Source organism: Heyndrickxia sp. FSL W8-0423, from assembly GCF_038009395.1.
GTDB classification, from domain to species: Bacteria; Bacillota; Bacilli; order Bacillales; family Bacillaceae_C; genus Heyndrickxia; species Heyndrickxia sporothermodurans.
The window spans coordinates 185,002-199,554 of sequence record NZ_JBBPBE010000001.1 but is presented as its reverse complement, the minus strand read 5'-3'; the positions used below and the strand labels follow the sequence as shown (position 1 = coordinate 199,554).

The 14,553-nt window shown below is 36.5% G+C and carries 12 protein-coding genes; 11 read left to right on the top strand and 1 reads right to left on the bottom strand.

The genetic code is table 11. From position 1 onward, the window contains the following. Nucleotides 1-7: 7 nt before the first annotated feature. From pfkB to lacD, 3 genes are read left to right on the top strand one after another with little or no spacing between them, the layout of a single operon-like run. Nucleotides 8-934 (top strand): 1-phosphofructokinase, encoded by a 927-nt coding sequence (pfkB, locus tag MKY81_RS00910; RefSeq protein ID WP_066231631.1) that lies wholly within the window; start codon nt 8-10, stop codon nt 932-934. Beyond that, nucleotides 931-2,826, top strand: coding sequence for a fructose-specific PTS transporter subunit EIIC (locus tag MKY81_RS00905; protein ID WP_341116235.1), 1,896 nt, complete (start codon nt 931-933; stop codon nt 2,824-2,826). Before pfkB ends, MKY81_RS00905 begins: the two co-directional genes overlap by 4 nt. 14 nt (nt 2,827-2,840) lie before the next feature. Then, nucleotides 2,841-3,812: a tagatose-bisphosphate aldolase gene (lacD, locus tag MKY81_RS00900; protein WP_341116233.1), complete on the top strand. Its 972-nt coding sequence runs from the start codon at nt 2,841-2,843 to the stop codon at nt 3,810-3,812. Nucleotides 3,813-3,851: 39 nt separating this feature from the next. On the opposite strand, the gene MKY81_RS00895 is transcribed toward lacD, so the two are convergent. Beyond that, a complete protein-coding gene (locus MKY81_RS00895) occupies nt 3,852-4,709 on the bottom strand; it encodes a Cof-type HAD-IIB family hydrolase (RefSeq protein ID WP_066231623.1) in 858 nt (285 codons plus the stop codon). A 308-nt stretch (nt 4,710-5,017) separates the two neighbouring features. On the opposite strand from MKY81_RS00895, the gene MKY81_RS00890 reads away from it, so the two are divergent. The 8 genes from MKY81_RS00890 (at nt 5,018) to MKY81_RS00855 (ending at nt 14,534) form a co-directional block, all read left to right on the top strand. Next, entirely contained in the window at nt 5,018-6,784 is a 1,767-nt protein-coding gene (locus MKY81_RS00890) for an AHH domain-containing protein (RefSeq protein ID WP_341116232.1), read from the top strand. Nucleotides 6,785-6,808: 24 nt separating this feature from the next. Then, the gene (locus MKY81_RS00885; protein ID WP_066228226.1) at nt 6,809-7,318 is read left to right on the top strand and encodes an ankyrin repeat domain-containing protein; all 510 of its coding nucleotides are present in this window, start codon (nt 6,809-6,811) and stop codon (nt 7,316-7,318) included. A gap of 518 nt (nt 7,319-7,836) precedes the next feature. Next, nucleotides 7,837-8,055 carry a hypothetical protein gene (locus MKY81_RS00880; RefSeq protein ID WP_066228222.1) on the top strand — a complete coding sequence of 73 codons (219 nt, stop codon included), beginning with the start codon at nt 7,837-7,839 and terminating at the stop codon, nt 8,053-8,055. 558 nt (nt 8,056-8,613) lie between these two features. Further along, the gene (locus MKY81_RS00875) at nt 8,614-9,609 is read left to right on the top strand and encodes an LCP family protein (protein WP_084347454.1); all 996 of its coding nucleotides are present in this window, start codon (nt 8,614-8,616) and stop codon (nt 9,607-9,609) included. A 79-nt stretch (nt 9,610-9,688) separates the two neighbouring features. Further along, nucleotides 9,689-10,375: a CAP domain-containing protein gene (locus MKY81_RS00870; protein WP_066228216.1), complete on the top strand. Its 687-nt coding sequence runs from the start codon at nt 9,689-9,691 to the stop codon at nt 10,373-10,375. Nucleotides 10,376-10,768: 393 nt separating this feature from the next. Then, entirely contained in the window at nt 10,769-11,491 is a 723-nt protein-coding gene (locus tag MKY81_RS00865; RefSeq protein WP_066228213.1) for a GntR family transcriptional regulator, read from the top strand. 93 nt (nt 11,492-11,584) lie between these two features. After that, nucleotides 11,585-12,928 (top strand): M20 family metallopeptidase, encoded by a 1,344-nt coding sequence (locus tag MKY81_RS00860; RefSeq protein ID WP_107958213.1) that lies wholly within the window; start codon nt 11,585-11,587, stop codon nt 12,926-12,928. 52 nt (nt 12,929-12,980) lie between these two features. Further along, a complete protein-coding gene (locus MKY81_RS00855; protein ID WP_165797674.1) occupies nt 12,981-14,534 on the top strand; it encodes an ABC transporter substrate-binding protein in 1,554 nt (517 codons plus the stop codon). Nucleotides 14,535-14,553: the final 19 nt, after the last annotated feature.

Below are 14,553 nucleotides of genomic sequence, written 5' to 3'. Positions count from 1 at the left end.
AAACAACATGATTTATACATGTACGATGAACCCAGCTATTGATTTATTTACTGAGTTTGAACAATTTTCTCCCTTTGTTGTCAATCGCAGCAATTTTGAGGACTATCAAGCGAATGGTAAAGCTATTAATATTTCGTTTATGTTAAAAAAGCTAAACATTGATAGTACTGCCACAGGATTTTTAGGTGGATTCACGGGAAAATATATTGAAGAAGAATTAGTCAGAAACTCAATTGATGTGAATTTTATCAAAGTGGATGGAATTACCAGAATTAATACATTTATCCGCTCCGGCGAATTAGAATACAAAGCGGTCAATAAAGGACCCGAAATTAATCAAAACGCACAGGAAGCATTGCTTAAATACATTAAAACTTTCACGAACGAGGATATGTTATTTGTTTCTGGAAGCTTGCCAAAAGGAGTAAAGGATGACATTTTTGTGACCATCGCGAAATTATCTCAGGAGCAAGGCTTTTCTTTAGTGCTAGATATTAGTTCTGAAAGATTAATAGACTGCTTACCTTATCATCCATATTTAATAAAACCAAATGATGAGGAGCTAGCCCATCTCTTAGGTGTTTCGAAACTAGAATCAGAACAAGAACTTGTTAAAGCAGCACAACAGCTATTAGATAAAGGTGCAGAAAGAATATTAGTTTCCCGCGGTGAAAAAGGAGCTTTGTACGTTGATGAAAAACATGTTTTATGGACAACCGCTCCTAAAGGAAAAGTGGTGAATACAGCTTGTGCCGGGGACACGATGCTCGCTGTATTTGTTGGGAAGCTGATACAAACAGGGGATTTAGAAGAAGCATTAATTTATGCAACGGCAGCTGGATCATCTACAGCTTTTACAGCGGGGTTAAGTAATTTGGAGGATATTCCCTTATTAAGAAAGCAAATTCAACTAAAAAGGGGGTCATATAAATGAAGACATACAGAATTATTGCTGCGACAGGTTGTCCTACAGGAATCGCCCACACTTATATGGCACAAGAGGCATTAGAGGAAGCAGCGAAAAAAAGAGGCATCTCAATTAAAGTTGAGACACATGGTCAAGAAGGAATAAAGAATGCTTTAACAGATGAAGAAATAGAAGCGGCAGATGGCGTTATTATAGCTGCGGATAAAGATGTAAATGTCGATCGATTTATCGGAAAACCGGTTATCAATGTTTCTGTTAGCAAAGGTATTAAAGAACCGGATCAATTAATCGATGAAATTTTATCTGGAAATGTTCCTAAATATAAAGACGGTCAAGCAAGAACCCAACATCAGTCGGGGCAAAGCAATCAAAAGACATCTTTTTGGCATAGTCTTTACGTTTCTCTGATGAATGGTGTCTCCCATATGCTACCGCTCGTTGTTGCTGGTGGTGTAATGGTCGCAATTTCCTTTATGTTTGGTATTCATTCAGCAGAACCAGATAGTCCCGAATATAATCAATTTGCCTATTATTTAAAAACCATAGGCGGCGTTTCTATGAATCTAATGGTACCAATTTTATGTGCCTATATTGCAGAATCAATTGCGAAAAGGCCAGGATTGATCATCGGGTTTATTGTCGGAATGATTGCCTACATGAATGGTACTGGATTTTTAGGAGGGATTATCGGAGGATTCCTAGCCGGGTATATCATGCTTGGGTTGGCACATCTGCTAAAAGGCTTGCCTAAACAGCTCGATGGGTTAAAGGCAATTTTCCTTTTCCCTGTCTTAGGAATTTTCATTGCAGGATTTGCTATGTGGTTCCTTTCTGCTCCAATGGAGTCAATCAATAAAGGAATGATGTCATTTTTAGGCGGTTTTCAAAATTCGAGTCCGATTCTATTAGGATTGATTGTCGGTTGTATGAGCGCATTTGATATGGGCGGACCTGTCAATAAAGCAGCCTATGTGACAGGAACAGCATTATTAGCTCAAGGGAATTACTTCTTTATGGCGGGTGTATCAGCTGCGTGTATTGTTCCACCAATAGCTACCGGTTTTGCTGTTCTATTTGGCGGAAAAGCATACTCAGGAAGTGAACGCAGTGCTGGATATGTGAATTTCCTGCTAGGATCTACACATATTACTGAAGGTGCCATTCCGTTTGCGGCGAAAAAACCGATTAAGGTCATCCCAATTCTCATGCTCGGATCATCGATTGCAGCGATCCTGACCTACTTATTTAAAGTACAAGTGCCTGCACCACATGGTGGATTTATCGTATTGCCAATTGTTACTCATGCCATCCTTTGGGTGTTAGCTATTTTAGTCGGTGCAATTGTAAGTGGATTCCTCATGAGCTGGGATCAAAAACGAACAGTAGCGAAAGGGCAATCATCTAAAGAAGAAATTCAAGAAATACAAACACCAAGTGAAACGAAAAATTTAGAATCTGTCCTGGATATCAACAATATTTATTGTCATGTCGATGCAGCATCTCAAGAGGAAGTATTTCAAAAGTTAGCGGAAATTTCAAAAGAGAAAAATATAAGCAGTGATGCATCGAAAGTTATTGAAGGATTTATGGCAAGAGAAAAGTTAAGCACGACCGGTATGGAGCAAGGGATCGCTATTCCTCATACCGAGCTGGATAGTATTAACAAGGCAAGCATTGTGATATTGAGATTAAATCAAGGTGTTGAATGGAAGGCTCTTGACGGTAAACCAACAAATATCGTGATTGCCATGTTTATTCCTAAAGGAAAAGGGAATGACCACTTACGTTACTTATCAGAAGTATCAAAGCTATTAATTCATCAAGAATTTATTGATCAATTACAGGAAGCAACTAGTTCCGAGGAAATCTATCAAATGTTTATGAAAAATATACACTAAGGGGAGAACCAACAATGAGAACAATTACCGAGAATAAAAGAAAAGCATTATTAAATTTAACAAATGACCAAGGCATTATCAGTGCTCTGGCTATCGACCAACGTGGGGCCTTGAAAAAAATGATGGGCGAAAATGGAACTCAAGAAGCGATTGAAGAATTTAAAATGCTTGTATCTGAAATTTTAACACCTTATGCATCTTCTATTCTATTAGATCCGGAATATGGACTTCCAGCAACGAAAAAAAGAGATTCAAGTGCAGGTCTATTACTTGCCTATGAAAAAACAGGGTATGATGCGACAAAACCTGGCAGATTCCCGGATCTTTTACCGATATGGTCTGCCCGTCGGATAAAAGAAGCAGGAGCAGACGCTGTAAAGTTTTTACTTTATTATGATATCGATGAGCCTGCAGAGATTAATGATCAAAAACATGCATTTGTCGAAAGACTTGGTTCAGAATGTGCAGCAGAAGATATCCCATTCTTCTTAGAGCTTGTATCCTATGATAGTAAGATTGAGGATGTAAAAAGCAAAGAGTATGCAAAAGTGAAACCGCATAAAGTAAATGATATGATGATTGAATTCTCTAAACCTCAATATCATGTCGATGTATTAAAAGTTGAAGTTCCTGTTAATATGGACTATGTGGAAGGGTATGGAACAGAGGTCGTTTATACGAAGGAAGAAGCGATGGGACATTTTAAAACACAAAGCGAATCAACTGATATTCCATTTATTTTCTTAAGTGCAGGAGTAAGTGCAGAAATGTTCCAAGAAACATTACGCTTTGCTCATTCAGCAGGCTCTGATTTCAATGGTGTCCTTTGTGGCCGCGCAACTTGGAAGGACGGAGTAAAGGTATACAGTGATGCAGGAGCAGAAAAAGCAAGAGAATGGTTGCAAATACAAGGGAAGTCAAACATTGAAGCACTAAATAAAGTCATTCAAGAAACAGCGTCGTCATGCTTTGAAAAAATAAAATAAAGTTCATGAAAAAGGCAACGGAATCTGTTGCCTTTTTTCTTACACTTCTATTATATAGTTCCGTAACGCGTAGGCTACTCCATCCTCGTTAAAATTCTTTGTCGTATATGTACTATTTCTTTTGGCTTCTTCTACCGCATTTCCCATTGCCACACTGATTCCCGCAACTTTAAACATGGAAAGATCATTTAAATTATCTCCAATTGCAACAGTGTCTTTTAATGGGATATTTAAAAAATTTGCCATATAGGTTAAAGCATTTCCCTTACTAACCTCCGCATGGGCGATTTCTAGCTTCGTCTTCCCTGAGGATGTTAACGAAATATCTTGACGGGAACTTAAACGATTTTCAAGATTTAGCAGCTTTTCTCTATCAAAAGACAACACAAAAATTTTATAAACATCTAATTCTGCCACATTGATATCTTTATAATCATTTATAAATTGTAATCCATGCTGATTGAATTGAATATCCCTTTCCTTCTCCGCCCATTCAGATTGGAAACTTGCATCCTTTTCGGTTAATAAGCGTATTTCTACGTCTAGCTGCTCCTTCCCCTTTTTAAGAAGGTGAATCCCCTGATTCGTATATAATTCAAAATAAAAGCCTTCGGATTCTAACAGAGGAATAAGCTCGTGTATAACATCTTCAGGTATAATTAGTTTTTGCACAATTTCTTTTCCATGATAGGCAATTGCTCCATTACCGGTAATAACAGGGCAATCAATTCCAGCATTCTGAAGGATGGCTTGTGTATCGTGAAGCGATCTTCCAGAACAAATCATAACGATATCCCCTTGCCTTTGCACATCATGAATAGCATCTGTATTTCCTGAACTTATATCCCCATTTTCTGATAAAAGTGTTCCATCTAAATCAATCGCTATTAATTTCATTAATAAATCCTCCTTACTTGGAGCATTAAGTCCATTCCAATCAACGTACTTATTTCATCATGGCTTTTTGTGTATCAGCAACCATCTTTTTCTTTATCATAACATAAAGGAGAAATTCTAGGTGTTTGAGGAAACCGTTTTGTAATAAGGTCCTAATACTTCAAATTACCTACCATCCTTTTTCCTATTTTATCGTTCCTTTTTATATTGTAAAATTTTAGAAGGTGAATATATGTAGGATTGGAAAAGTTGGGATTCCCTATTGGTTTATTCTAGATATCCAAATCAATAAGAAAAGGAGGTTTTTCATGGACGTAAAATATATCCCATCAGATTGGGAAAAGATGAAAGAAGGTATTGGCGATTTAATTGGATTAGGGCGTTTGGGTAAAGGGATGATTGATGATCTAAAAGATATCACTGATAACTTAGAAGATGCAGAATCAGATATTGCAAGCCTTGACAGCGATGGGGTCATCTCCTTTCACCACACGAGTCAGAAAGATAAATTTCAACAATTATACGAAGACTTTGAGGTGCTACATCGATTTACTGGAAAAATCGGGGATATCGTCGATCGTACTATTGACCAACCATTCTATGAAGATATTGATGCATTTGTCGAGGCGATGAGAGATTTAACCCCGTCCAATTACACGACGAAAAATCGGATTGGTGCGACAGAAGTAAAGGTTGTCTACGCGGGTTACGGACAGCAACAGACCTTCGAAGTTCCAAAAACAGAGGTAAGTATCGATGACATATTTAACGGAGATAATCACTATGCCAAACAGATGAAGCTTGAATATGAGACTTGGAAAGAGCTAAATCCGGATCAGGATTTTTCGCAAAAAGAGTATCAACTCGCAGCTGTAAATACACGGGCCTTTGAATATGAATCGATTCGAAACCATCAGGAAAGCAAGGAATTCTGGGGGCAAATTGCCGCACTCGTCGTCATCATCGGTGTTTCTTTAGTCTGCCCACCTGCAGGTATCGCGTTAGGAGCCGCTTATGGTACATTCGAATTAAGCTCGGCCGTTTCCGGAAAGGATTGGATATCTGGTCGAGAGCTAGGCACTGGAGAGCGAGTCTTCCGAGGACTATTAAGCCCGCTGGATATTATTCCTGGGGTGAGTAGTATTACGAAATTCAGCGGAACAGTAAGGCTTGCTCACCTTGGAGATATGGGGATATCGTCCATTAAAACGGGAATTAAAAGAAGTTTTAATAATGGAGTGACCCACATTAAGAATATGGTAGAAACTGCCAGTAATGCTTCTGCCACTCGATTAAAAAGTGCAACCTCGGCAATAAAAGATGTACCAAATAAGCTGAAAAATAAGTTAATAGACGATACAATAGAAGTAGGGAGATTCATAGATTCAGCCACCACATATACAAAAAATATCTTCTCGACCCGAAAACCATTAGACTTCGCCATGGAGGGATTCGGAAATACTGGAAGTGTCCGAATGCCTGTGGAGAATACGCATGCGGCTGAGAATTATTTTGCGGCTAAGCTTGGTAGGGGGAATGGGGTTGGTGGTGGTACGGGTAATACTGTAAGTAATTATATTGATGATATAATTGTGAACGGAAAAGTAGATGCCGCTAAGATGAATAAGCTTAAAAATGCTATTCAAAATAATACTTTTAGTGTAGATGAGCTGTCTGAGATTAGAAAAAAGATGTCTGATTTAGGCATTACTAAAGAGTATGATGAAGCATTAATAAAAATTGATTTTGGCAAGTATCTTAGGGGATTAATAGGTGACCCGCCTACCGCTATGATAAATCCTCATGCACATCATATTCTATTTAAAAAAGGTCTTGGTCAGAAGCAGCAAGAACTGGTTCGAGAAGGTCAGGAAATATTAAGAAGGTATGGGATAGATCCCATAATTGGAGAAGAAAACCTTGTTTGGGCACCAAATGCCGTAGTAGGACAACATAGTCTCGATGCTTTAGAGGAAGTAGTGAATCGGTTAAGGGCTATTGAAGAATTTGGCGGTGACTTTGATGATATTGTTGAAGCTCTTAAAGATTTAGGTGACATAGCTAGTACAAGATAGTAGAAATACTGGAGGGCTAATATTATGGATGAAAAAGTTCTAAATAAAACTATAAGAAATGCTATAAAGATTGGAGATATTAATGAAGTAAAGCATTTAATAGACGAAAATCCAGAATCTTTACATTTAATGACACCATTTGGTACCTGGTTACATGTTGCAGCAAAGAAAGGACATTTTGGAATAGTAGAATATCTAGTTCAAAAAGGAATCGATGTTAATACAAAAGGTGATATATTTGATGCTTCACCTTTAAGATTGGCAGCGGGAGAGGGGCATTTGGAGATAGTAAAGTATTTAATAGAGAATGGTGCAGAATTAGATGTGAGCTTAGCAAAAAGAAATCCATTATTTGGAGCAATTTATGGCGGGCATAAAGAAGTAGCTGAGTTTCTAGTTGAAAAAGGAATAGATATTTCAATTAGATATACTGGAGAGAATATTAAGAATATGGATGCATATGAATATGCTAGACAATTTGGGCAAACAGAAATCGCTGAATATTTAAAGAAGAAGATGGAGGAAAAAGAATAAAAAAAGTGTTACTGGCTCGTAGCCTGAAAATTTTGAGATTAATATGCTCATTAGTTTAGAGGTGAGATTAAAAATAGAATCATTAATAAAGCACTTGATTCCCTATTAGGTAACAAGTGTTTTTTTTATGAAACAATTATGCTTTGGATAACATGAATGATGCTTTACTGAAATTCAAGAGATGGATAAAACTAGAGTAAACAGTATTATAATTTTCAGCACGGTACAGTAAAGCTTGATCATTTACGGGGGTTCGGGAAATTCGTCGTTAAAAATGAAAAAAGTACCCAATCTCAAAAATATTGTCAAAACAAGTCGGAAATCTGACTACCCCTGCTTAAAAAGCTCGGTCTCAGTGACAAAAGATGTCGAAAATAAGCTGAAGTAAGTCAATAGACGATACAATAGAAGTAGGAAGATTCATCGATTCAGCCATCACACAAGGAAAAAACATCATCTCGACCCGAAAACCATTAGACTTCGCCATGGAGGGATTCGGAAATACTGGAAATGTCCGAATGCCTGTGGAGAATACGCATGCTTTTGAGAATAAAGTCAGTGCTATGTTGAGTAAGGTTAAGGGAGTTAATGTTGGTGGTGGTACGGATAAGGTTAATCCGAAATACACAACTAAAATAAAATGGGGAATCAATGATATTGAACAAGGCCATATTGTAAGGGATACTGGGGAAAAAGAATACCTCAAAAAAATCCAAGAGTTGATGAATTTGAGTTGAAAATAAATCCAAATGATGAAAGTCTCTATTTGCCACATCCTAAGGGTGGATTTGTTCAATTTGAAAATTTAGCTGAGGATATAGTTTAGGATGGTAAATTAAATAGATTACAACCCTTTTTCCGAGTAAATTATTTGAGAAATCGAACAATAGCTAACTATAAGCGCTTTATTGTCAAATAGGCAACAAGTGCTTTTTTTGTTGTTTAGTGTACGTTGAAAATAAAGCAGAGGATATTTACATTTACTGTTCCTATGAGCCGGAAATGCATGGTTTAGACGTATTTTTAAAATAAATTGCCAACTTGTATTTAAGCATAATTTAAATGATGCAGTAAATAGTACAAGCGCAATAGGATGAATCGGAACTCGCAAGCTTGGACGTGACGGAGGCATCTCCTTTCCTCACACGAGATAGAAAGATAAATTTCAACAACTAATTGAGGATTTTGTAGCATTTTTAATCTTATTTTCAATGTAGTAAAAATTCACCGAATGTAATCGAATTTTAAAGCTATTTAATCAGAATTTTATATAAATGAAAAATTATTATGGGATAATGAGTACTTCTGAAATAAATGTGATTCGTTTAGGTGGTGCAAGTATGGAAGGGAAGAAGAGGAAACGGGTAAGAGTGAGATGGGGCCGAATATTTGGCGCACTTCTGCTTCTATGTGTCTTTATTATTGGAGGATGCAGTGTTATTCAGTATGTGCAAGGGACACAGGAAGCTGGCAGTAAATCAAGTAAAACTCAAAAAGAATTTCATTCATTTAAAGGGACAAAAAGTAAAATCGGTGACACTAACATTCTTTTATTAGGAAATGACACTAGAGGGGAAAAACATTCGAGAACCGATACGATCATGATCGCTCATTATGATCAAAAAGCCCATAATGTCAAGCTTATTTCTCTTATGCGTGATATGTTTGTCTCGATCCCTGGCCACGGAAAAGAAAAATTAAATGCGGCTTATGCTTACGGGGGTCCGGAATTACTAAGGCAAACTATTACTGAAAATTTTGGTGTAGATATTCAATACTACACGATCGTAGATTTCCAAGGATTCGAAAAAGCCGTTGACACCCTTGTACCAGATGGCGTCGAAATAGATGTTCCACATGATATGTCATCCGGTATAGGAATGAAGCTGAAGAAAGGCAAGCAAGTACTTCATGGAAATGAGCTATTAGGATATGTTCGTTTTCGCCATGATCGTTTAAGTGATTTTGGCCGTGTGCAAAGACAACAAGAGGTCGTTACAAAATTAATGGACGAGTCTATCCAACTTCATAATGTGGTCAAGCTCCCTAAACTAATGGGTATTATGAATTCCTATATTGATACAAATATGGATACCTCTACTATTATTGCAATCGGAAAAGATGTTATTACAAAGCAGGGTGGTAAGCTAGAAACATTACGTCTCCCCGAAGATGGGACATTTGAAAATAGACGCATTGACGGTATAGGTGATGTACTTCAAGTAGATTTTGAACAAAACAAAGAAGCACTTAAGCAATTTTTACAAGGAACCGGAGAAACTAGAAAATAGGTAGTATGAAGAGCTTATTCCAACTGTTCAATTAGTATTCGCCTGAGAATACTCCATTCAATTTTCAAAATAGAATTGCATGAATAACCGTTATGATAAGAAAGACATGAATATATCTGCTTTACAAACTTCCATTAATAGCGATCATTACCCTGAAACAAAAGCACAACTAATACAAGACGCAAAGTTCAAGGAAATTCAGATAGGTCCTGATCAAACGAATGAGTTTTTTCGTCAACAACAAGGACAATTCCCACTAGATCAAAATGGACAAGTACCAACTCAACAACAGGGATCATATGAACAAGTACCATCGCAAAATCAAGAACAACAATCTCAAGAACCAAAACAAACGAAGCAGGAACAGCAAGTTAAGAATGATGGAAATATTAGTGAATATGCCAAGCAAGTTATTGACTTAACAAATAAAGAAAGGTCTAAACAAGGTATTCCTGCTTTAAAAGTCGATTCGAAGCTTAGTAGTGTGGCTCAAAAGAAATCATTGGATATGCAACAAAACCATTATTTTTCACATACAAGTCCAACTTATGGATCCCCGTTTGATATGATGAGGGATTTTGGGGTCAATTATAAGAGTGCGGGTGAAAATATTGCTCAAGGTCAACAAGACCCACAAGAAGTTGTTAAAGCTTGGATGAATAGTGAAGGTCATAGGAAAAACATCTTAAATAAAAACTTTACACATATCGGCGTAGGGTTTGAACAAACAGAAAATCACTGGTCACAAATGTTTATTGGGAAATAAAAAAGGGAGTTCAACGAGTAATATGGTACCTATAGATTAAACTCTTTTTCAAGTGTCCTATCTATAGGTACCATATTACTCAGAGCTTCCTTATTTTTATTTTAGTCCATTTTCCTCCATTCTATTTAGAGTCTGGTTCCCTTGTCATCTCAAACCACATAGAATAAGTCATATGTATATTACCTAATTAAAATCGAACATGTCGCATTAACCCGTTAAAGCAATGTATGATGATCAAATATTTAAAATTAATCGAAAATTATATTGAATTTCTTTTTTATTATTGCTATACTTTTTAAAAATCTAATTTATCTAGGCGTTTAAGTTAAATCATAGTAAACTTAAATTGTAAAAGCAAAAGATATAATATTATAACAATTTAAGGAGAATCACATGAAAGTAAATAAAAATTTGCCTACACCTTTATATCATCAAGTAAAAGATTACTTAGAAGAAAAAATCATTTTAGGTGAATGGGAGCCTGGGTTTCAATTGCCTACAGAAAAGGAGCTGTCAGCCCAATTTCAAGTAAGTACCATTACCGTAAAAAGAGCCATACATGATCTAGTCAACAAAGGAATTCTTTATCGTCAAAGAGGAAAAGGAACGTTTGTAAGTAGGAAGGAGGATAAAGATATTTACCAGCTCGTTTCACTAAGGAATGAAGCAGAGGAAGATAAACACCATCCTCATAAGTCATTATCCTTCAAGGAAGAAGAAGCCGGTGTGAAAATTGGTAAAATGCTTAATATAAACGCTGCAGAGAAAGTCTATAAAATTCATAGGTTGAAAATTGAAGAAGAGACTCCAGTCGGGATTGAGTATACATACATTCCGTGCTCTTTATTTCCTGGTCTCACGGAAAAGGTAATAGAAGACGATCTTTTCTACAATGTTTTCACAAATAAATATGGAATGAATTTAGGAAAAGCAAAAATCTTTTTCTCCACCATAACTGCAGAGGACTATGAGGCAGATTTGTTAAACATCCCCAAAGGTGAGCAGCTATTTGTTTTAGAAAGGTTTACGTATACTGAGGAGCAGCAAATCATTGAATATTCGAGATTTATTATTAGACAAGAAAAATCACGATATTTTATCGAAATTAGACTATAAAAAGGTCTAATTTATACTCATATAATATAAAAATATAAAGTTATAATATTATATTCTTATATTAAAACTAGAATTTGAAAGGGTGAAGCATGAATGGAAAAGGTTTTTCAGTATATTGACGACCACGCTGATACGTATATTGATTGGTTAATCGAAGCGTGTAATCAACCAAGCGTATCCGCTCAAAATCGTGGAATGCTTGAAATGAAAGAACTTGTAAAAAGATTTTTAAAAAATATCAATGTCGAAGTTGAAGAACTAACAACAGACGGATATCCGATTATTTATGGAGAATTAGGAAAAAGTCATGGTAAAACACTTACATTTTATAATCATTATGATGTTCAACCTGAAGATCCAATTGATCAGTGGCAGAGCGATCCATTTAAAGCAAGCATTAGAGAAGGAAAAATTTTTGCAAGGGGGGTTGCAGATAATAAAGGAAACCTAATTGCTAGAATATGTGCTGTTCATGCTTATCAACAGGTATATGGAACATTGCCCATCAATCTCAAATTTATCTTTGAAGGAGAGGAAGAAGTTGGAAGTCCGCACTTAGAGTTTTTTGCGAATGAACATCCGGATAAACTCCAAACAGATGGAATCATTTGGGAAGGTGGTTCAAGAGAAGTTGAAAGCAAACGTCCACATGTTGGACTAGGTGTGAAAGGGATCTGTTATGTTGAGCTAGTTTGTAAGGGTGCCAATATGGATTTACATTCTTCGGAAGCAGCGATTATTGAGAACCCGGCATGGAGGCTCATTTGGGCATTAAGTACCTTGAAAAATGAACAAGAGGAAATATTAATCGAAGGATTTTACGACGATATCGTTCCATTGAGTGAGCTAGACAAAAAGTTCATTGGGTCGATGATTTATGATGAGGGAGCTACGAAGAAATTATACGGAATAGACAGCTTTTTGAAAAATGTATCAGGAGATATATTAAAGGAAAGGTTGACTGCTGAGCCAACATGTACAATATGTGGGATCGAATCAGGATATATCGGTGAAGGGTCAAAAACGGTTTTGCCGTCAATTGCAAAAGTAAAATTAGATTTTCGTTTAGTTCCTAATCAATCACCCGAGAAAATTGCCAAATTGCTAAGAAATCACTTAGATAAACACGGATACTCTGATATTGAAATTAACCAAGGACATGGATTACATCCTTTTAATACTAATCCAAAGGATCCTTTTGTCCAAACCGTCCTTGAAAGCATTCAAGAAGTGTATGAAGAACCACCTGTTATTTTGCGCAATCTAGCAGGTTCTAGTCCAATGTATAAAATGTTGAAAAATACAGATATTCCTGCAGTTCAAATCGGTGTGGCTAATCTCCAATCTAATTATCATGCACCGAATGAAAATATCTTCGTTGAAGACTATATTCAAGGGATTAAAGCTACAGCTGCGGTGATTAAGAACTTCAAATAAGTATGTGAAAAGTATTCTGTAATTTTAAAATATTCAAATTTGGGGGATGGGTATGAAAAAATCTTTTAGATTGGTTTTTGTCGCTTGTATTATTCTCGTCTTTATGGTTTCTGGATGCAGTAGTAATTCTTCAACTGGTGCAAAGAAGAGTGGAGAAGGAGGAAAAGACAAAACAACATTAGTGTTGGCACAAAGTGCCGATATAACGACATTGGATCCGCAAAATTCATTAAGTACAACAGGTGATCGTGTATTTAGGAACATGTTTAGCCGATTATTCAATAGGGACGACAAAATGGAAATTCAGCCGGAACTTGTTGATTCTTACAAAAATACAGATGACCTCACATGGAAGTTTAAGTTAAAGGAAGGAGTAAAATTCCATAATGGAGATCCTTTAACTGCTGAGGATGTTAAATATAGTCTTGAACGAGTGATGAAAGATCAGACATTAAAGGAATTTCCGTATTTTACACAGCTTTCAAAGATAAATGTCGTTGATGACTTAAATTTTGAAATCATAACGGATGGACCTATGCCTACATTATTAAGACTTCTAGCAAAAAGTGGTGCAGATATCATGCCAAAAAAATATATCGACAAAGTAGGGATGGATGAATTTTTAAAGAAACCAGTCGGTTCAGGCCCCTATAAATTTGTTAAATGGGATCGAGATGACCGAGTTGTTTTAGAAAGTTTCAAAGATTATTTTGCTGGAGCGCCGAAATGGAAGGAAGTCATTGTCAGAGCCATTCCAGAGAGCTCTACCCGTGTTGGTGAATTATTAACGGGTGGTGTAGACATTGCAACAGATATTCCACCGAATGAATGGGATCGTGTGAATGGTGAAAAGGGTGTATCACTTATAAATGGAGATACGACTCGTGTCATGCTTTTAGTCGTCAGAACAACAAAAGGATTTGCTACATCAGATCCGAAAGTTAGGGAAGCTATTGATTTAGCCATAAATGAAAAGGCTATCGTTGATTCTGTATTAAAAGGTACCGGTGTTCCAGTTCGAACACGTGTACCAGAAGGGGTAGTTGGTTCCAATCCAGATTTATATAACACGTATGAATACGATCTTGAAAAAGCCAAAAAATTATTGGCGGAAGCTGGATATAAAGATGGACTTGAAATTACATTAACAGCGCCAAAAGGTAGATACCCTCTTGATGGAGAAGTGGCTCAACTCGTTGCAAGTATGTTAGGTGAGGCGGGCATTAAAGTTAATCTAAAATTACTAGAGTCTAGTGCATATTTAGATGAGTATAATTCGAACTCCAATAAAGAATTGTTAATGATTGGCTTAGCAGATGGATTGTTGGATGCTTCTTATTCATTGGTTCACTATACAAAAGATCGTGCAGCAGGACAAACCGATTATTACAATCCGGAAGTAGAAAAGCTTTATCATGATGCTGGAAGAAATTTAAATGAAGAGGAACGAACTAAACAGTATCAAAAAATTCAATCCATTGTTGCTGAGGAGAGACCACATATTTTCTTATTCCAACAAAATGCGAACTATGGGGTTTCAGATCGAGTTACATTCAATTCTAGGCTTGATGAGGTAATTAATTTTTCCGATATTTCTTTGAAGTAATTTATTTGTTGAGATGAAA